This is a genomic window from Herbaspirillum sp. meg3, assembly GCF_002257565.1.
Lineage (GTDB): Bacteria > Pseudomonadota > Gammaproteobacteria > Burkholderiales > Burkholderiaceae_D > Herbaspirillum.
In genome coordinates, this window is the sequence record NZ_CP022736.1 from 1173563 (window position 1) to 1191149 (window position 17587).

Consider the following 17587-nt stretch of genomic DNA (forward strand, 5'->3'; position numbering starts at 1 on the left):
AAGAAGCAAGGCTATCTTTCAGCGGCTTCTGGCTCTGGAGATGTGCAGCCGCTCTGCCGCCCGTACGAGGTCGGCCAGCGTCTTCGCTTCCATTTTATCCATGACCCGGCGTTTGTGCACTTTGGCAGTGATTTCGCTGATGCCCAGTTCCGTGGCGATTTGCTTGTTGAGCAGGCCGCCGATGGCCAGTTCGAGAACTTCACGTTCGCGTGGCGTCAGTTTTTCCAGACGCATCGTCGATGCGGCATGCTCGGTTCGTGAGGCGATGTTTTTTTCGGCGGCAGCCAGCGCTTCGTCAACGGCGTTGAGCAGCTGGTCGCTCCGGATTGGTTTGGTGAAAAATTCCCGCGCACCGGCCTTCATGGCCTGCACGGTATCGGGTATGGTGCCGTAGCCGGAAATGAAAATCACGGGGATGGCGTCCCCTTTTTCTTCCAGCTTCTTGACTACGTCAAAACCGTTAGACCCCGGCATCTTCATGTCCAGGATCAGGCAGCAAGGGGAGAGCGGCAGAGGCGTGCTGAAGAAACGATCAGCCGACGAAAACCCCGTCGCGGCATAGCCGGCGGACGACAGCAGACGTACTAAAGACTCTCTTACCTTGTCATCGTCATCGACGATAAAAACGATTCTTTCCATGGTGTATTCCTGTCACAGTTGTTGCACCACGAGCACGGAGTGTGCATTGATTTTTACGGAGGAAACAGTAGCGCGCATTCCGGGCAAGTGCAAGAAGCAATGCCAGGCTGATTGATGCAATGATGTTCATCCGTCATCCATTTTTATTGTACGAATCTGCTTTTTTTTGTACAAAACGCGCCGACGTTCAGCGCGCATGTCCGCTGGAGAACGGCTTGCAAGCTGCTTGTCAGGAATCGTTAACAGTCACAGCGACAACAGATGCAAAACCGACAACTATCTGTTTGGATAATTATCGAAGCCGCCCGCAACTGTTATGTTGCAAAGTGCTTCATCTTTCTTCATTCCATCGACATCACGACCGTCAAGCCAATCATCTTGACCGTGCCGCTGCACAGGAGACTCGCTCTATGAATACCCCCCGACGCAATTTGCAGCAAGCTACCGGTCTCGCCTTCCTTGCCGGTTATGTGGATACGCTCGGCTTCGTCGCTTTGTTCGGCTTGTTCACCGCGCATGTGACAGGTAACTTCATCCTCATTGGCGCAGCGCTGGCGGATGCCTCGCAGATGTCCATCCTGCTTAAATTTCTGGCATTTCCCGCATTCATTGCCGGCGTGGCGGTGGCGCGATTGTTTATTGTCGCCATAGAACGGCGTGGCGGCCCGGCGCTGACGCTGGCGTTGTCCTTGCAGTTGTTGCTGCTGGCCGGTTTCATGGTGTTCGGCATCCTGGCGGCACCGGTCGGGGCGGCGGTGTCGCCGTATGCGATGACGGCGGGGTTATTGGGCACGGCGGCCATGGGTGTGCATAGCGCGATCAGTCGTTTGCTGCTGACACAGCTGGCGCCGACGTCCATGATGACCGGCAACGTGACGCAGATCGTCATCGACAGCATCGATGTGCTGCGCGGCGTTGCGGACGGCGGCACGGCGGCGCGCTGCATGAAATTCTTCTGGACCATTCTGGCGTTCGGCATCGGCGCAATCGCCGCAGCATTTGCTTATCACACCTGCGGCTTTGCCGCTTTGCTCGTACCTATCCTGATTCTATCGGGCCTGATCGTCCTCGACAGGATTGACGCCAGACGCATTTCCGACGATGCTGTCGCCCCATGAACAAAGCGCGACTTGAAGCATTCAGCGATGGCGTCATTGCCATTGCCATTACAATCATGGTGCTGGGCCTGCAAATGCCGCGAGGCGCCGGCCTGGACGATTTGTTGAAACTGGTGCCGCAACTGCTGAGCTATGTACTCAGCTTTACCTACGTCGGTATTTACTGGGTCAACCATCATCATTTGCTGCAACCGGTCAGCCGCGTTAATGGCCGTATTCTCTGGGCCAATCTGCATCTGCTGTTCTGGCTGTCGCTGATTCCCTTCGTCACCAACTGGGTTGCCGAGCATCATCGCGATCCGGTGCCGGTGGCGTCCTACGGTGCGGTGTTGCTGATGTGCTCGGTGGCATTCCTGCTGTTGCGGCGCGCCTTGATCGCAAGCGAAGGCCGCGATTCCCGCTTGGCGAAGGCGGTCGGCAAAGGCGTCAAGAATTCCGCCTCCATTGTGCTCTACGCTCTGGCGATTCCCTTGTCGATGTGGAGTCCCTTGTTGGGAACAGCCATTTATGTCGTGCTGGCTGCGTTCTGGTTTATTCCAGACCACCGCTTCGAAATCTCGAAGTAACCACAAGCAACCGCAGCTGATCTGCGGCAAGTATTTGCTCATCCATCAGCTGCGTCCTGCCTCATCTTTTGACTAGTGTGTTACACACGCCGATAAGTCATCCTGTCTCTGGCAAACACGAAAACTGCGCAAGCAATTTTTGATTGAACAGACACCCTGGATCCTTTGGAGGCATGATGAAAACCACTGCAAAACGTCGGGAAATGAAAATAGGTACACGTCTTGGCATCGGCTTCTCGCTGGTGTTTCTGCTGATGATCGGGCTGACCGTCCTGAGCATCATCGAAGTCAATGCAATCGAAAATAACTTACGCACGATCAATGACATCAACTCCGTCAAGCAAGACGAAGCTGTCAGCATGCGCAGCAGCATCCATGAACGCGCCATCGCCCTGCGCGACATGACGCTGGTGGATCAGGCCGGCTTGTCTGACGCGCTGAATACGGTTGCCCGGCTTGATCGTCAATACCGTGAATCTCAGGCAGCGTTGGCCCGCGAAGTCAGCGATGGCAGACACACCGATGCGGATGAGCAGGCGCTGTTCGCCGCCATCGACACCGTCGAAGGCCGTGTCACACCGCTGGTGGCTCAGGCCGTTGCCATGCGTCAGGCCGGGCAGGCAGACCAGGCGCGCGAGTTTTTGCTGAGCCGCGTCAAACCGGAGTTCGTCAACTGGTTGCAGGCGATCAATAATTTCATCTCCATGGAGACGCGCAAGAATCAACAGGAGTCGGATAAGGCCAGACACCGCGCCGCCGGCTTTGAGGCATTCATGGTGCTGCTGTGCCTGATCGCGATCGGTATCGGTTCGGTGGTGGCGATGCTGGTGGTGCGCCGGGTCAAACGCATCGTCGGCGCCGAGCCGTGGGAAGTGACTGCACTGGCGCAGGCAGTTGATCGCGGCGAGCTGTATCGCCAGGTCGATACACCGGAAACATCCCACGGCCAGGCCAGCATCATGGGAGCGTTGGCCAGCATGAGCCGCAATCTGAAATCGACCGTGACCGAAGTGCGCCGCACCTCGGAACAGGTCGCCGTCACCAGCCGGCAGATTGTGCAAGGCAATCTGGATCTGTCCGAGCGCACAGAAAATCAGGCGGGGTCTTTGCAAGTGACTGCATCCACCATGGAGCAACTGACCGCAACAGTAAAGAGCAATGCAGACAGCGCGGGTGAAGCCAACCGCCTGGCCGTCAGCGCTTCCAATATCGCCGTCGAAGGCGGCGCCATTGTGGAAGAAGTCGTGCAGACCATGAACTCCATCGACGAGTCATCGCGAAAGATCGTCGATATCATCGCCGTCATCGACGGTATCGCTTTTCAGACCAATATCCTCGCCTTGAATGCCGCCGTGGAAGCCGCACGTGCCGGTGAACTGGGACGCGGTTTTGCCGTCGTTGCGACCGAAGTCAGAACGCTGGCGCAGCGCAGCTCCGCCGCTGCCAAAGAGATCAAGTCGCTGATCGACGATTCGGTGGCGAAGGTGGAATTGGGCAGCGAACTGGTCAAACGTGCGGGCCTGACCATGCAGGAGGTCGTCGGCAGTGTGCGTCACGTGACCGACGTCGTCGGCGAGATCAGCGCTGCCAGTGTCGAGCAGAGTGCAGGCATCGCCGAAGTCAACCGGGCGATTGCACGCATCGATCTGGCAACCCAGCAGAACGCCGCGCTGGTTGAAGAAGCGACTGTCGCCGCCAACGCCTTGCGTACGCAGGCTGACACGCTCAGCCAGGTGGTTGGATTCTTCAAACTGGACGAGTTCGAAGCCGAGACCATTGTTGCCGAGCAGCAGATTGTCATGGTTCCCGCAGCCAGGAAACCGAAACCCGGCGCCTCGATCCGTGCGCGCAGGCCTGCCTTGGGAATGCACGCAGTTGATATCTATTGATTCTGATGTGCTGAGGTTCTGAGGTTCTATCTGGCACAGCGCCAGACAGGGAAAAGGACGCCGAGTTGGCGTCCTTTTTTTATGGTGATGAAGCGGCTCCCCAATCGCTCAGTTCTACTTGCAGATCGCTGATCCGGTTCCACGTAGCTATACCTTGGTATAGGCCGCTCAATCCAAAGTGGAATGGAACTGCAGAGAGCCCAAGACTAAGATGTGTTCACGACAACTCAAGATCATAAGAACAGGAGCATTGATGTCATGGATACCGCACCTCATCCCCGCTTTGTTCGCGTTGCTCAGGCACAAGGGAAGCATTCGCCCGGTTGCCCGGTCGCTGGCTTTTCAGATGTGGGATCAACTCCCGATCCCGCGCGGGTTTCGCCTCAGTTTTCGACGCAGCCGGCCGGTTCGCCCGAGCAAGACCTTGCCGTGCAGGAAAGACTGAAGCTGGCGCGTGACCTGCATGACGGTTTCTTGCAGGACATCACGGCAACGCTGATGCAGATGCGGGCTGAACTGGCATTGCAGAAGAAAGGGCAGAAGGACGGGCGTGAACAAGCTCAAGCTCATACTCATACACATGCTCATACGATGCCGGGCGGTCATCTGGAACGCGCCATCCTGATGGCGGAAGATACTGTCGCCAGAATGCGCCGACGCGTCGGCGAACTGCGTCAACCGCTTGCCGTACCGGCGAAGCCAGAATTCCGGGAGCTTTGCACCGCCTTGCAGGAACACCTCCATCGCACCCTGCAATACAGCGGCACCACTCTGCAATTCGATGCCTGTCCTGAGTTGCCGATGGAACAGGAACCATTGCACGAAGTGCTGCAGATCGCCGGCGAGGCCGTCGCCAATGCGCTCAAGCACGGTGCGGCGGACCACATCGCTTGTACGGTGCGCAGCCTGCATGGCGTCGTAACGGTCACTGTCAGCGACAACGGCGGCGGTTTTCAAATTGACTTATCCAAACGGAGGACGCAAGCAGCCTTCGGCCTGACCGGCATGAAAGAACGCGCTGCATTGCTTTGCGGCGATGTGGAGGTGATCAATACCGTCTCCCGCGGCGTCACAGTCAGGTTGCAATTTCCGCATCCACTGGTTGCGCATTGAATTGCGTTTTGTTTCTGCATCTCATCATTCAATTTCTGAACGGAGCCCATCATGACCACCATGACCAATGCAACGTCTTCCGAGCCGATTTCCATCTTGCTGGTCGACGACCATCCGATGATCCGTCTCGGCCTGCGTCAGATCATCGAAAGCGAGCCGCTCTTTTTGTTGGCCGGAGAGGCGGAAAACGGTGTTGTCGCAGTAGAGAAGTTTGAGTTGCTGCGACCGGATCTGGTGCTGATGGATTTGAACATGCCGGAGATGGACGGCATGGAGGCCATCAGCCGCATACGCGCGATTGCTCCCAAGGCGCATGTGGTGATCCTGACCTCGCTGGATGGCGAAGAAGATGTCTTCCGGGGATTGAAGGCAGGTGCGCGTGGCTACTTGCTCAAGGATGCCCCGCCGTCGCAGATCGTGGAGTGCATTCTTGCCGTGATGCGCGGCAATAAATACGTCAGCCCCTATATGGCCGGAAAGCTGGCGGCACGCGTCGAACACGAGGCATTGTCGGAACGGGAGCTGGAGATACTGCAGTGGCTCTCCGAAGGTAAAAGCAACAAGGAAATCGCGCGACTGGCGCTAGTCACCGAAGGTACGATCAAGTTCCATGTCAACAATATCCTCTTCAAGATGTCCGCGGCCACGCGCACGGGGGCGGTAGTCAATGGCCTCAAGCGGGCGGTGATTTCCTTGCACTGAATCGGCGCTGGCAATGTGTTTCAGAATTTTCCCTTGGCGATCTTGCGAGCGGCATAGAAGCGTGCCATCTCGATGGCCTGTTCCTTGCTGCGGAATTCCTGCGTCCCGGCGACGGCCTGGCGCTGGAGAACCAGCGTGCTCTTGTAGGCGGCAGCACGGCCGCGATAAATCGTCAGATAGGACGTCCACGCCGTCGACGAAAGAGTGGGGTAGGCCTCCAGCACTACTTCATATTGTCCGATGACTTCGATATGCATCATGCGTCTTTCCGTTTTTAGTAAATCCGATGACTGACTGTGTCCGTCCAATTACGCTCTTCAAAATGCACCTTTCAAACTGTGCTTCTCTCAGCATTGTCCAATGATGCGGACGGACACCGTGCAACTCAACTGTGTACAAATTCCGACGAATCTGTACTCTCTCTACGTCAAATTTTTTAGAGTACAGTACCGCTGAAAATTATTTGCGATCCCCTGAAATCCGCTCTGTAAAAGAGGTCTGGCTCTCAGTGTAAAAGCATGTCGACATCATAGTCGGCATGCGGCGATATGTGGAGGCCCGCCAAACTGTACTCCCCGTTCGTCCGGCGATTTGTACGCGCATCGCATTGCATCTTCCTTCTAGACTTGATCCTGAAGAAATCGATCTTGAACACATGGCGTGTCAACACCGCGCCTGTTCTGATGCATGCACGTCCAACAGGAAGCCAAAATGAACCCAGCAAATTTCTCTATTCGTGTGCGACTCGGTATGGCGTTCGCCTTCGTGCTGCTCATGATGGCGGTACTGATCGCGATCAGTCTTTTGCAGGTTCAGCGTATCTCCGAGATTCAGGACCGGGTGATGGAAGAAGACTGGGCCAAGCTTGATGCGATACAGACAGTCGATGCCATCACCCGCTCCAATATGGGGCTGGTTCTGTCCTTGTTCATCACGACCGACAAGACGGAAATCGCAAAGATAAAAGCTGACGTGACAGGCAATATCGCCGTGTCGTTGAAGGCGGTCGAGACGCTGGATCGTCTGGTTATGTCCGCCGAGGGAAAGAAATATCTCGATGCCGTCAAACAGGCGCGGCAGAAGTACGCGACGTCCTATCTGGACGTATCAACAATGCTTGATGCCGGCCAGGATGACGCTGCCGCGTCTCTGGTGCACAGGCAGACCATGCCTTTGTTGCAAGCGCTGCAGGCCGAGATCAAGACCATGGTTGAGCATCAACGCAATGTGGTGGAAAAAAGCCGGCTTGAGTCGCACCGCATCGTCAATTCAGCCAGGCTTATCATGATCGCGCTGGGGGCGGTGACGCTGGTGCTGGCAACTATGCTGGCGTGGTGGATCAGCCGCAGCATTACACGTCCGCTGGCGCGTGCTGTTGCCTTCGCGCGCACCGTGGCGGAAGGCGATCTGCGTCAGGAGATCACGGTCACCAGCCGTGATGAAACGGGGCAGATGCTGCTGGCGCTCAAGGATATGAATGCCGGACTGGGCGAGATCATTGCGCAGGTGGCGCAGGGCGCGCACACGATCCTGCAAGCTTCGCAGGAGATCGCGCGCGGCAACATGGATTTGTCGGCGCGCACCGAGGCGCAGGCCAGTTCGCTGGAAGAAACGGCTTCGTCGCTGGAGCAGCTGACAGGCGCGGTGCATCAGAATGCCGATCACGCGCGCGACGTCAGTCAACTGGTCAGTTCGGCTGCCAACGCCGCGCATGAGGGCGGACTCGCGGTTGGCCGCGTCATTGAAACCATGGCGGCTATCGACAAGACATCCAAACAAGTGGTCAACATCACGGCCATCATTGACGGCATCGCCTTTCAGACTAATATCCTGGCGCTTAACGCGGCAGTGGAAGCGGCCCGTGCAGGCGAATCGGGACGCGGCTTTGCCGTCGTCGCTACCGAGGTGCGGAGTCTCGCACAGCGTGCCGCCACCGCATCACATGAGATCAAGGCGCTGATCGACGAGTCCATACAGCAGGTTGAGGCGGGCGGACGCCAGGTGGAAGATGCCGGACGCACGATCGAAAATGTGGTGATGCAGGTACGCGGCATCAGCCAGACCATGGCCGACATCGCACTGGCGAGCAATGAGCAGAGCGCAGGCATCGATCAGATCAATCACGCCGTTTCCGAAATGGATCAGGTCACACAGCAGAATGCGGCGTTGGTCGAACAAGCCGCTGCCGCTGCGGCTGCACTCAGCGAGCAGGCAATTGAACTCGAACGTGTCGCCGGCCGTTTCAAGCTGACACAAGCGCAAGCGGCTGTCCGGCCTGCGCCCTTGTTTGCGCAGTCATCGGCAAAGCCATCAGTTCCCTCTTCATTAGTGACATCGTCAATGCAATCTCCCCTGCAGCCGCCAACGCTGTTGCCGGAAAGTTTTGCCTGAGTTGGTATCAAGCCCTGGAGGCACCCCATGCGTAAGCAGCTGATCGATCATGTTGGTTTCAATCGCACCGTTCTTGAATGGGGCGCTTTCGTCGCCGTGCTGGTTTTTACCGCGCTGCTGATCGTCAACTTTATCTGGTCCGAGCGGCGCCTCATTACCACTGCCGAAACCTCGCGCATGCAGGCGCAAACTCGCATCATTGAAGAGAATCTGTCGCATCAGTTTCAGGGGGTACGCAACGCATTGGATAGCGCGAGAGAAGCTGTCAGCAATCCCGATCACTGTGATGCCGCGTGTCAGAAGCTGCTGTTGCAGTCGCTCAAGCGCGCCATGCCGGGAGTACGCGCCATGGTGATCCTCGATAGCGACGGCAAGATTCGCATGTCGGCCGATGACATGGGAGACCGTCATCTGGATGATCGCGATTTCCTGTCGCAGATTTCGCGCATGTATTCACGCAACCTGATGTATTTGTCACAGCCGTACGAAAACACCCCCGGGGTATTCAACATCAAATTATCCGTGCCGGTTCTTGATGCCAACGGACGCAATGCCGGCGTGATCAGTGCGATTCTCAACCCGGAATATTTCGACGCCGTCATGCGCTCGGCGCTCTATGCGGAAGACATGAACAGCGCCATCACCGAAGAGGATGGCCGCAGGATATTGTTCGTACCCGCCAACCTGACGGAGATGCGTTCACCGGGCGGCGGCGATGACGATTTTCTGGCGCGCCATCTGCGCAACGGCGCCACTACCAGTGTGCTGACCGGCCGCACCGCAAGCGGCGAGAAACGCATGGTGGTGCAGAGGACTGTGACGCAGGGGGACATGGGGCTGGACAAGACGCTGGTCATCAGTCTCACGCGCAGTGTCGAGCGGCTGCACGCCGGCTGGCATGATCTTGCCTTGTCCTATCTGGCGGCATGGTGCGCCTTTGCCTTGATAGGGGGACTGGTGCTGACCTTTATCCAGCGTCGCCGCGGCCTGGTACACAACCTCAGGCAGATACAGGAAGAGCACCAGGCGGAAGCTGCCGAGCGTATGGAGCTGGCCCTGAGTAGCGCCAATCTGGGACTATGGGACTGGCATATTCCCAGCGATTGCCGCACCGTCGATGCGCGCAGTAACGCTATCCTCGGCTACACGGCGGAGAAGCAGCATAACGGCCCCGGCGAATGGCGCAAGCAAGTCAACCCGGAGCATCGCGAAGCGCTCGATGAAGCATTGCGCCTGCATCTGATCGACAGCACCACTTCTTTTGAAGCCGAGTACGAGATGCAGCATCGCGATGGTCACTGGGTCTGGATCCAGTGCCGCGGTCGCGTCGTGCAGCGCGACCAGCAAGGACGTCCGTTGCGTATGGTCGGCACCCGCATGGATATCAGCGCACGCAAGAAGGCGGAAGCGGACATCGCGCATCTGGCTTTTTACGATGGCCTGACCAACCTTCCCAATCGCCGTTTGCTGCTGGACCGTCTTGCTCACGCGGTTGCCAAAAGCGGCCGGGGCGGTTATCACGGCGCGGTGATCTTTGTCGATCTGGATAATTTCAAATCGCTCAATGACACCATGGGACACGATATGGGGGACCAGTTGCTGAGCGTTGTCGCGTTGCGCCTGAAGCAGGTGACGCGCGAAGCCGATACCGTGGCGCGGCTGGGCGGAGATGAGTTTGTGATTTTGCTGGACGATCTGGGGGCGACGCCGGAAGAAGCTGCCGGCAACGCCGAGTTCGTCTGCCGCAAAGTACTCTCTACGCTCAATGCCGGTTATTCGCTGGGTGCGTATGAACTGCGTAGCACACCGAGTATCGGCGTCGTGATGTTCGGTTCGGCCATGCATACCGTCAATGATCTGCTACGCCAGGCTGACATGGCCATGTATGAAGCCAAGGCGGCCGGACGCAATACCTTCCGTTTTTTTAATCCCGGCATGCAAGAAGCGCTGGATGAAATCGCCATGCTGGAAAGCGACCTGCGGCATGCTCTCATACGCCGTGAACTGCTGCTGCACTATCAGCCCATCGTTGACGCCGAAGGCCACCTCACCGGCGTCGAGGCCTTGATGCGCTGGCGTCATCCCTTGCGCGGGCTGGTCTTTCCCGGCACCTTCATTCCGCAGGCGGAGAAGTCCGGCATCATCGTCGAGTTCGGCGAGTGGGCGTTGGAAACGGCCTGCGAACAACTGCTGCAATGGTCGAAGAGTTATGAAACGGAACATCTCACTATCTCGGTCAACGTCAGTGCGCGGCAGTTTCGCCAGCCTGAATTCACGCAGCGTATCCTGCAGATCATCGAGCGCACCGGTGCCAATCCGCGCCGCCTGAAGCTGGAACTGACCGAGAGCATGCTGCTGACCGACATTGAAGATCTGATCGCCAAGATGAGCATGCTCAAAACCCATGGCGTGGGATTTTCTCTGGATGATTTTGGCACCGGTTATTCATCGCTGAGTTATCTCAAGAAGCTACCCATCGATCAGTTGAAGATCGACAAGTCCTTCGTGCAGGACATGTTGCTGACGCCGCATGCGTCGTCGATTGTCAGAACCATCGTCAGTCTCGCGCAAAGCATGGGATTGCAGGTCGTGGCCGAAGGGGTGGAAACGGCGGAACAATGGGCCGCATTGAGGAGAATCGGATGTGGCAATTTCCAAGGCTATCTGTTCGCCAAGCCTGGCGCAATCTCGGATCTCGGTACCTGGTTCATTGCCTCGGAAGCGACCGCCGGCACCGGTGGCCGGGTGCATCAGCTGGCTTTGGTCAGCCCGGTCGTCTGAAACGTCTGGGGATGAGGAGACAGGACGGACGAGGTGGCCGGAGCTGGCGCGTAAGCGGCCTCGGCAGCTTTCTGGGCCTCCATGAAACGTGCGCGATGTGCTTCCGGCGTATTGCCCGTGGTTTTTCTCTCGCTGAGTTCCGTGGCGATATTGCCGAGCGTGCGTACCCCCAGTTCCAGGCTCTGATTCCAGGCAAAGCTATAGTTCAGGCGCAGGCAATTGGTGAAGCTGCCATCAAGAGAAAACATCGGGCCGGGCGCGATGCTGATGTCGAGCGCTTGTGCGCGCGAGTATAGTTCCAGCGCGTCGACATTCGCCGGCAGCGTCACCCACAGCAGATAGCCGCCGTCGGGTTGCGACATGCTGGTTCCCTCGGGGAAGAAGCGGCCGACGGCTGCACTCATGATGCGGGCTTGTTGCGCGTAGGTCTTGCGCAAGCGGCGCAGATGAAAATCGTAGCCTTCGTTTTTCAGATATTCGGCGATCGCGATTTGCGGCAGCGAAGGCGTAGTCACCGTGTTGAGAAACTTCAGATGCTCGACTTCCTGGCGGTAGCGTCCCGGCAAGGTCCAGCCGATGCGGTATTCCGCAGTCAGGCTTTTCGAGAACGAGCTGCAGTAGAGCACCAGCCCCTCCGTGTCAAAGGCCTTGAGCGGCTTCGGCCGCTGCTCACCAAAATGGAGTTCACCGTAGACGTCGTTTTCAATAATAGGCAAGCCATATCGGCGCATCATCTCCACCAGCGCCTTCTTGCGTTGCTCGGGCATGTTGAAACCCATGGGATTCTGGAAATTAGGCATGACGATGCAGCCGACGATACGATGGTCGGTCGATGCTGTGATGGTGCGTTCCAGTGCCTGGACGTCGATGCCGGTTTCGGGATCGGTAGGGATTGCTACTGCGTGCATGCCCCGGCGTTCGATGGCGTGCAGCACGGCGTAGTAGGCGGGCGATTCCACAGCGATGGCGTCACCCGGCTTGCCGATGGCTTGCAGGCAGAGATTGATGGCTTCAGTGGCGCCTTCGGTGATGATGATTTCTGCTGCATTGATCGCCAGCCCGGTTTCGAGATGACGGCGTGCGATCTGGCGGATCAGCTCCTGATTGCCGGGCGGCAAGGCGCCCATCAGTTCCTGACGCTCGCGGCGGCGATACAATCCCCGCGCCAGCTGACTGATGCGGGCCCACGGGAACAACGCCGGATCGGGATAAGGCGAACCAAGCGGCAGGGAATTTTTGCAATTGATCGAGCGCAGGTTCGACAGGGCCAGTTCATACGACGGCATGGATGCCGTGAGGGGCGTGGTGGTCATGGCCGCCATAGCCGCCGCTTCGCGCGTAACGTCCAGCGGGACATCGTCTTGCCGGTTGTCGTCTTTGCGGAGAACCGTCTCCTTGTTGCGCACCCGGACAAAATAGCCGGACTGTGGGCGGCTCTCGATGATGCCGCGACTTTCCAGCAAGAGAAACGCGCGAATGACGGTGGAGATGCTGAGATGATGAAGTTGGCTCGTACGCCGCACGGAAGGAATTTTCTCGCCTTCGAGCATGAGCCCTTGTTCGATCTGTTGACTGATTGTGTCCGCAAGCGTTTCGTACAGCGTCATCATGTTCTCCCCTTGGCGCAGGTGCACCAGCTTTTTTTATGCTATGCCGCTGACTTTGCTTCGCCAATCATACCTGCGTATGAAAGACACTTTCCGCGGAGAAATGATGCTGATGCAACGATCCGCTTCCGCTCATTCCTGCATGAAAAAACATTTCCTGATTCAGCCGCTTTCCCCAGACAAAGCGGCAAGACGATGCATGCCGATGTCGTCTGCGAGATCCTGCAGATAACGAGGTTCGCTACTTATACTTTAGTGTAATACGGATTTCTTTACAATTCGCCTGCGCTTATACTCGGGCGCTGGGGTTGAATCAAAAAACAAAAGACGCAGTTCAGAGAACACAAAACACAATATCAATAATAGAGGACGGGTATGTTCATTTCCGCGCGATCACCGCTGCTGCCAATCAGCGCAGGCATACTGACGGTGGCGATATTTGCAATCGATGCATTGACGCCATTGGATATCGCCATTGCGGTGCTGTATGTGGTGGTGGTTCTGCTGTCGGTAGCGGCATGGCCGCGGCGCGGCGTGATTGCGATGACCACCTTGTGTATTGTGTTGACGCTGGTCGCCTACGGCACCTCGCATGGTCTTGCCACCTATGACGCGGCCCTGGCGCGCTGTCTGGTGAGCCTCGCGGCAATCGTCATCACCGCCTTCTTGGCGCTTAAAGGACAGGCCGCCGCCAACGCCCTGATTCAGCGCGAGGAAGCATTGCATCAGGCGCAGACGCAGTTGGCGCATACCAGCCGGGTGACCACGCTGGGTGAGCTGGCGGCTTCCATCGCACATGAGGTCAATCAGCCGCTGGCGGCGATTGCGACCCACGGCGAAGCCTGTCTGCGATGGCTCAATCGCCCGCAACCGGATCTGGACGAAGCGCGTCTAGCCATCGACGGCATGTTGCGCGATGCACACCGCGCCAGCGAAATCATCCGTCGCATCCGGGCTATGGCGCGCAAGGCGGAGCCTTCCTATATTCCGCTGGATATCAACGAAGTCGCCCGCGAAAGTTGCGATCTGGTGCAGCGCGAGTTGCTGCGCACCGGCGTGGTGTTGAGCCTCGATCTGGAATCTGATCTGCCACAGGTGCGTGCCGATCGCGTGCAGTTGCAACAGGTGCTGATCAACCTGCTGATGAACAGTATCCAGGCCATGACCGAAGCGCATGGGAAGGATCGACGGCTCAGCGTTAAATCTTTCGTGCGCAGGAGCGACGAGGGCGTCAGCGTGGCGCTGGAGATTTCCGATACCGGGCCGGGTTTCCCGGCGGCGCACATTGGTCGCCTGTTTGAAGCTTTCTTCACCACCAAGAAAGATGGCATGGGTATGGGATTACCGATCTGCCGCTCCATCATCGAAGCACATGGGGGCCGGATCCAGGCGCAAAACAACGAGATGTACGGTGCAACGATTTCTTTCCATCTGCCGCTGATTTCCGGAGGCGAGGCCAATGGCTAATTCTGCTCACTCAGCTGCGCCCATGATCTATATCGTTGACGATGACGAAGCCTTGCGCAGTGCGCTCGGCAGCCTCTTGCGTTCGGTCGGCATGCAGGTGCAGGCATTTGCTTCGGCGGCGGCTTTTTTGCAGCGGGCGGCAATAGATACGCCCAGTTGCCTGTTGCTGGACGTGCGGTTGCAGGGTATCAGCGGCCTGGATTTTCAGGCGGAACTGCTCAAGTCGGGCAGCACCATGCCGGTGATTCTCATGACCGGCCACGGTGATATTCCGATGAGCGTGCGGGCGATGAAGGCCGGAGCGGTTGATTTTCTGACCAAACCGTTTCGCGAACAGGATCTGCTTGATGCGGTCGGCGTGGCGCTGGAAAAGGACCGCAAGTCGCGCGAGTCGCGTCAGGCTAACTCGGGTCTGGCCGCGCGCTACGCCAGCCTGACCCCGCGCGAGTCCGAGGTCATGAAGCTGGCGGCCAGCGGTTTGCTCAACAAGCAGATTGCCGGCCAGCTTGGCACCAGTGAGATTACGGTCAAGATTCATCGTGGCAATGCCATGAAGAAAATGCAGGCCAAGTCCTTTGCCGATCTGGTGCGCATGGTGCAGGCCCTGGAGCCGCCGTCTTCCTGACGGGATTGGCAGGACTGTCGTCCGGACGGTCTGGTTATCTTGTGGCCTTGCTGACTTCAATTTCTCAAGTCCTCATTCCTCAATCCCCTTTTCCGCCTGGCGTGGCGGGCATATTCTCCTGTTTTAGCCTATCTCTTCTACTGTCCACTCATACCATCGTATGGTTATTTTGTGGCTTCAGGTTTGTTACTCTGCATCCATGGATTGACTGCCCACGTCAACATGGCACGGCAGGGAAATAACAGAGAAGCAACAAGGACGCAGAGTGACAAAAATCAGCAAGATTGCAGTGGTCGATGACGATGGTTCGGTGCGGGATGCGTTGACCGGTTTGGTGCGCTCCCTCGGCATGAAGGCGATCGGCTATTCCTCTGCGGACGATTTTGTCGCGAAGGCGGGCTATAAGCATGCCGACTGCATCGTTACGGATGTGCAGATGCCGGGCATGACCGGCGTCGAACTGCTGGAATTTCTCAGAAAAGAGCACCACGATATTCCTGTCATTGTCGTGACCGCGTATCCGTCGCCCGCCACTCGCGCACGCGCCCTGGCTGCCGGTGCGGCGCATTTTCTGAGCAAGCCTTTCAACGGCAATGAAATGGTACGTTGCATCGAGCAGGCGATCGCGGCGCCATAAACCGGCACTGCGACTGACTACGGCAAGTGAATACTGTGAAGCACAACGGGGGAAACATGGAAAACCTTTTACCGCAATCCTTCAAGCCGGATGCGAAGACCGCGTCATCGACGGCGGTCCTGTCTGCCGCGATACCTCCCAAGCCGACCGCTGTCAGCACGAGCGCCGTTGCAGGTATCGGTACACGATCGACCAAACCGGTAAATTCACTCATTGCACGCATCGTGCAATCGGTGCCTTCCAGTCTGTCGGCACGTTTTTCTCCAGAATTCATGGACGACTTCCAGCAACGTATCAGAAAGCACTCGCGCTGGCCCATCTATACGTTGCTGTTGCTGGTGATCGGTTTCGGGATTGGTCTGTCGCTGGTGATGCAGACCACGGTCGAGAACATTCGCAGTGCCGCGGCACCGCTGGTGCAATGGCAGCTCTCGTCGCAGAACATGCATGACGTCAATGAGCTGTTGCGCGAGGGCGGTCTTGTGGACGGCAACATCAATCGCATCGCCCATCTGGTGCACTGGTTCAATATGCTGGCGCTGTTGACGGCGTTGTTCATGATGTATCACATCTGGGCGCGTTTTCGCTCGGAAGACGCGTTGGCGCATCAGGCGGCCCACGATCCGCTTACCGGGCTTGGCCATCGCCGCGCGCTGGAACGCCGTCTGCGCCGTCTGCGCGGCCGCACCCATGCGGTTGTGCTAGGCAGCATCGATCGTTTTGAGCGGGTGATCGGCGCGTACGGCCATGAATTCGCTGATCAGATGACCATGGATATCGCCAATCGCCTCACGGCCATCGCCGCGCTGCACGACGGTGAAGTGTTTCGCCTCGACGGCGCCAATTTCGTGATTCTGTATCGCCATCCGACCCATTCGCCGGCATTGTCCGCAGCGTTGAAGGCGTTGCAGGCCGAGATGAATTCGCCCTTTGTCTGCCGTGCGCATGAAGTGTTTTCCAGTCTGAGTCTGGGCACGGTCGAATATCCGCGCCACGGCACGGAACCAGCCACCTTGCTGCGCAACGCCGATGCCGCTCTGCAATCGGCGCGTGCCGCCGGCGGCAACATGCTGGTCGCGTATTCCGAAGAACTCAACATGGAAGCCGAACGCCGCGTCGACTTGGAAGCACAACTGATTCACGCCTTGCAACGCGATGAACTGGAGTTGCACTTTCAGCCGCAACAGCGTTTGCGCGATGCCGAGCTGATCGGCTTTGAAGCGCTGGTGCGCTGGCGTCGCGGCGGCAAGCTGGTGCCGCCTGCCGATTTCATCCCGATTGCCGAAGAGTCCGGTCTGGTGATTGCGATCGGAGACTGGGTGCTGGAGCGTGCCTGCGCCCAGATCCTGGAGTTGCGTGCACAGACCGGCAAGGATTTCGTCATCGCAGTGAACATATCGCCACGTCAATTTCTGCATCCCGATTTTCTGCGCAAGATTGAGCGCTTGCTCAAGGAAACCCAGATCGATCCTTGCACGCTGGAACTGGAAATCACCGAAGGTGCGGTCATGGAACAGACCGAAAACGCCATCGCCTTGCTGCATAAGTTGCGTGCGCTCGGCTTGAAACTGTCGATCGATGATTTTGGTACCGGTTATTCCAGTTTGTCTTATCTGAAGCGTTTCCCCATCGACAAGCTCAAGATCGACCAGTCCTTCGTGCGGCAGTTGAAACCGCATTCGCAAGATTCGGCTATCGTCGAAGCGGTGATCGGATTGGGGCACACACTGGGAATCAACGTCATCGCCGAAGGCGTGGAAACCATCGACCAGCGCGAATGGCTCAAGCGCCTCTCCTGCGACGAGATTCAAGGCTATTACTACAGCCGGCCGCTGGCTTGTGAAAACGTGCTGCCGTTCGTACTCAGCCAGTTTTCCTATACGTATCGGACTGCCTGATCGGCTTACTGAATCGGCTGCCGGTCAGCTGTTGGTTGGCATCTGGTCAGGCTTTCGGCTGCTGGCAGACAAAGCGGGGCGATATCTGCGGGATGTTGCATGTACGGCAATAACATCCTGTAGCTGCTTTCATATTTGCAATAATATTTTGGTG

The 17587-nt window shown here is 57.5% G+C and carries 14 protein-coding genes; 11 read left to right on the forward strand and 3 right to left on the reverse strand.

Annotated elements, in window-relative coordinates:
* Positions 1-18: 18 nt before the first annotated feature.
* Positions 19-639 (reverse strand): response regulator transcription factor, encoded by a 621-nt coding sequence (locus hmeg3_RS05370; RefSeq protein ID WP_094562829.1) that lies wholly within the window; start codon positions 637-639, stop codon positions 19-21.
* Between the two features lie 410 nt (positions 640-1049).
* Here hmeg3_RS05370 and hmeg3_RS05375 point away from each other — a divergent pair, with 410 nt between their 5' ends.
* The 5 genes from hmeg3_RS05375 to hmeg3_RS05395 all read left to right on the forward strand — a co-directional run bounded on the left by hmeg3_RS05375 (position 1050) and on the right by hmeg3_RS05395 (position 6027).
* Positions 1050-1757, forward strand: a complete 708-nt coding sequence (locus hmeg3_RS05375; protein WP_094562830.1) for a YoaK family protein — start codon at positions 1050-1052, stop codon at positions 1755-1757.
* Positions 1754-2323: a TMEM175 family protein gene (locus hmeg3_RS05380; RefSeq protein WP_094562831.1), complete on the forward strand. Its 570-nt coding sequence runs from the start codon at positions 1754-1756 to the stop codon at positions 2321-2323. Before hmeg3_RS05375 ends, hmeg3_RS05380 begins: the two co-directional genes overlap by 4 nt.
* A gap of 176 nt (positions 2324-2499) precedes the next feature.
* Entirely contained in the window at positions 2500-4212 is a 1713-nt protein-coding gene (locus tag hmeg3_RS05385; RefSeq protein ID WP_198361787.1) for a methyl-accepting chemotaxis protein, read from the forward strand.
* A gap of 258 nt (positions 4213-4470) precedes the next feature.
* The gene (locus hmeg3_RS05390; protein ID WP_094562833.1) at positions 4471-5325 is read left to right on the forward strand and encodes a sensor histidine kinase; all 855 of its coding nucleotides are present in this window, start codon (positions 4471-4473) and stop codon (positions 5323-5325) included.
* Between the two features lie 51 nt (positions 5326-5376).
* The gene (locus hmeg3_RS05395) at positions 5377-6027 is read left to right on the forward strand and encodes a response regulator transcription factor (RefSeq protein WP_232511881.1); all 651 of its coding nucleotides are present in this window, start codon (positions 5377-5379) and stop codon (positions 6025-6027) included.
* Positions 6028-6047: 20 nt separating this feature from the next.
* On the opposite strand, the gene hmeg3_RS05400 is transcribed toward hmeg3_RS05395, so the two are convergent.
* Positions 6048-6287 (reverse strand): hypothetical protein, encoded by a 240-nt coding sequence (locus hmeg3_RS05400; protein WP_094562834.1) that lies wholly within the window; start codon positions 6285-6287, stop codon positions 6048-6050.
* Between the two features lie 451 nt (positions 6288-6738).
* Between hmeg3_RS05400 and hmeg3_RS05405 the strand changes: the two genes are divergently transcribed.
* Together hmeg3_RS05405 and hmeg3_RS05410 are read left to right on the forward strand one after the other, a co-directional pair.
* Complete coding sequence (locus tag hmeg3_RS05405) at positions 6739-8418, forward strand: methyl-accepting chemotaxis protein (RefSeq protein WP_198361788.1); 1680 nt, start codon at positions 6739-6741, stop codon at positions 8416-8418.
* Between the two features lie 27 nt (positions 8419-8445).
* A complete protein-coding gene (locus tag hmeg3_RS05410) occupies positions 8446-11199 on the forward strand; it encodes an EAL domain-containing protein (RefSeq protein ID WP_094562836.1) in 2754 nt (917 codons plus the stop codon).
* Here the strand turns inward: hmeg3_RS05410 and hmeg3_RS05415 are convergent.
* Positions 11169-12806 (reverse strand): PLP-dependent aminotransferase family protein, encoded by a 1638-nt coding sequence (locus hmeg3_RS05415; RefSeq protein WP_094562837.1) that lies wholly within the window; start codon positions 12804-12806, stop codon positions 11169-11171. The genes hmeg3_RS05410 and hmeg3_RS05415 overlap by 31 nt on opposite strands.
* A 375-nt stretch (positions 12807-13181) precedes the next feature.
* Between hmeg3_RS05415 and hmeg3_RS05420 the strand changes: the two genes are divergently transcribed.
* The 4 genes from hmeg3_RS05420 to hmeg3_RS05435 all read left to right on the forward strand — a co-directional run bounded on the left by hmeg3_RS05420 (position 13182) and on the right by hmeg3_RS05435 (position 17433).
* Positions 13182-14273, forward strand: coding sequence for a sensor histidine kinase (locus hmeg3_RS05420; protein WP_094562838.1), 1092 nt, complete (start codon positions 13182-13184; stop codon positions 14271-14273).
* Positions 14266-14898: a response regulator transcription factor gene (locus tag hmeg3_RS05425; RefSeq protein ID WP_094562839.1), complete on the forward strand. Its 633-nt coding sequence runs from the start codon at positions 14266-14268 to the stop codon at positions 14896-14898. The genes hmeg3_RS05420 and hmeg3_RS05425 overlap by 8 nt, the downstream gene beginning before the upstream one ends.
* Positions 14899-15163: 265 nt before the next feature.
* Entirely contained in the window at positions 15164-15535 is a 372-nt protein-coding gene (locus tag hmeg3_RS05430) for a response regulator transcription factor (RefSeq protein ID WP_094562840.1), read from the forward strand.
* A gap of 56 nt (positions 15536-15591) precedes the next feature.
* Complete coding sequence (locus hmeg3_RS05435; protein ID WP_232511883.1) at positions 15592-17433, forward strand: bifunctional diguanylate cyclase/phosphodiesterase; 1842 nt, start codon at positions 15592-15594, stop codon at positions 17431-17433.
* Positions 17434-17587 lie beyond the last annotated feature (154 nt).

What these genes read in the sequence shown, in the direction of transcription:
- hmeg3_RS05370 (WP_094562829.1), bottom strand. Translation starts at nt 639, where the DNA reads ATGGAAAGAATCGTTTTTATCGTCGATGACGATGACAAGGTAAGAGAG.
- hmeg3_RS05375 (WP_094562830.1), top strand. Translation starts at nt 1,050, where the DNA reads ATGAATACCCCCCGACGCAATTTGCAGCAAGCTACCGGTCTCGCCTTC.
- hmeg3_RS05380 (WP_094562831.1), top strand. Translation starts at nt 1,754, where the DNA reads ATGAACAAAGCGCGACTTGAAGCATTCAGCGATGGCGTCATTGCCATT.
- hmeg3_RS05385 (WP_198361787.1), top strand. Translation starts at nt 2,500, where the DNA reads ATGAAAACCACTGCAAAACGTCGGGAAATGAAAATAGGTACACGTCTT.
- hmeg3_RS05390 (WP_094562833.1), top strand. Translation starts at nt 4,471, where the DNA reads ATGGATACCGCACCTCATCCCCGCTTTGTTCGCGTTGCTCAGGCACAA.
- hmeg3_RS05395 (WP_232511881.1), top strand. Translation starts at nt 5,377, where the DNA reads ATGACCACCATGACCAATGCAACGTCTTCCGAGCCGATTTCCATCTTG.
- hmeg3_RS05400 (WP_094562834.1), bottom strand. Translation starts at nt 6,287, where the DNA reads ATGATGCATATCGAAGTCATCGGACAATATGAAGTAGTGCTGGAGGCC.
- hmeg3_RS05405 (WP_198361788.1), top strand. Translation starts at nt 6,739, where the DNA reads ATGAACCCAGCAAATTTCTCTATTCGTGTGCGACTCGGTATGGCGTTC.
- hmeg3_RS05410 (WP_094562836.1), top strand. Translation starts at nt 8,446, where the DNA reads ATGCGTAAGCAGCTGATCGATCATGTTGGTTTCAATCGCACCGTTCTT.
- hmeg3_RS05415 (WP_094562837.1), bottom strand. Translation starts at nt 12,806, where the DNA reads ATGACGCTGTACGAAACGCTTGCGGACACAATCAGTCAACAGATCGAA.
- hmeg3_RS05420 (WP_094562838.1), top strand. Translation starts at nt 13,182, where the DNA reads ATGTTCATTTCCGCGCGATCACCGCTGCTGCCAATCAGCGCAGGCATA.
- hmeg3_RS05425 (WP_094562839.1), top strand. Translation starts at nt 14,266, where the DNA reads ATGGCTAATTCTGCTCACTCAGCTGCGCCCATGATCTATATCGTTGAC.
- hmeg3_RS05435 (WP_232511883.1), top strand. Translation starts at nt 15,592, where the DNA reads ATGGAAAACCTTTTACCGCAATCCTTCAAGCCGGATGCGAAGACCGCG.